The organism is Acinetobacter kyonggiensis, assembly GCF_900107285.1.
In the GTDB taxonomy this organism is placed as follows: Bacteria; Pseudomonadota; Gammaproteobacteria; order Pseudomonadales; family Moraxellaceae; genus Acinetobacter; species Acinetobacter kyonggiensis.
The window spans coordinates 1-1,141 of the sequence record NZ_FNPK01000073.1 but is presented as its reverse complement, the minus strand read 5'-3'; the positions used below and the strand labels follow the sequence as shown (position 1 = coordinate 1,141).

Annotated in this window: 1 protein-coding gene; it reads right to left on the bottom strand. The window is 42.4% G+C overall.

The features are described from left to right. The coding region (locus BLV99_RS17980) for an FAD-dependent oxidoreductase (protein WP_092693083.1) at positions 1 to 1,049 on the bottom strand (1,049 nt) is incomplete at its 3' end. Positions 1,050 to 1,141 lie beyond the last annotated feature (92 nt).

Genomic DNA, 1,141 nt, shown 5'->3' with positions numbered 1-1,141 from the left:
CCGTCACAATGTGGGCAGTACGCCACACCACGGGTTTTGTATTCTTGCTCACCCGGTACATTCATTTCTCTCCAACGTGCACCAGTCGATAAAATAATGGTTTTTGATTCCAGTTTAGCGCCATTTTCCAAAGTCACTTCAACCAAACCATTCACGCTTTCATCGGCACCTTTAATCGCAGCCACTTTTTGTAAGTTCATGATGTCGACATCATAAGCACGCACATGCGCTTCCATTTCAGCAGCAAACTTTGGACCTTGTGTTTTTTGTACTGAAGTGTAGTTTTCAATGTCCATGGTATCCATGACCTGACCGCCAAAGCGTTCCGCCACAATCCCCGTTTGAATGCCTTTACGTGCTGCATAGATGGCTGCGGTATTGCCCGCAGGGCCACCACCTATCACCAGTACATCAAACACCCCTTTAGCATTGAGTTTTTGTGCATCTTTACTAGATGAGTGTGTATCGAGTTTTGCCACAATTTCTTCCAAAGTCATACGACCTTGACCAATATGCTCACCATTTTGGAACAACATCGGTACGGCCATGATTTTGCGCTGTTCCACTTCGTCTTGGAAGAACGCGCCATCAATCATGGTGGCAGTGGCATTTGGGTTATTAATGGCAATCAGGTTTAAGGCTTGCACCACGTCAGGACAGTTATGACAGCTTAAAGAGACAAACACATCAAAATCAGCCGTTAAGTTTAAGCCTTTAATTTGTGCCAATACTTCATCAGACACTTTAGGCGCATAACCTGAAACTTGTAACAAGGCTAAAATTAAAGAGGTGAACTCATGACCCATCGGCAAGCCAGCAAAGTTAACCCGTGGTTGCTCACCGACTTTGGCAATACCAAAACTTGGACGACGGCTATTGCTTCCATCAAAACGAGCAGTCACTTGATCGGATAACGCTGCAATTTCAGTGACTAATTCTTTAATTTTATCTGATTTGTCGGAATCATTGAGCGATGCCACAATTTCAATTGGACTTTCTAAGCGTTCAAGTAGGGTTTTTAATTGTGCTGAAGTATTTTGATCTAACATGGCAAACGTCTCCAAAGGAGTAAATGTCTATTGAATGCAGTCATCATAAAACAAACCATTAAATAGGTAAAACAGTTTGTTTTTATAATTAA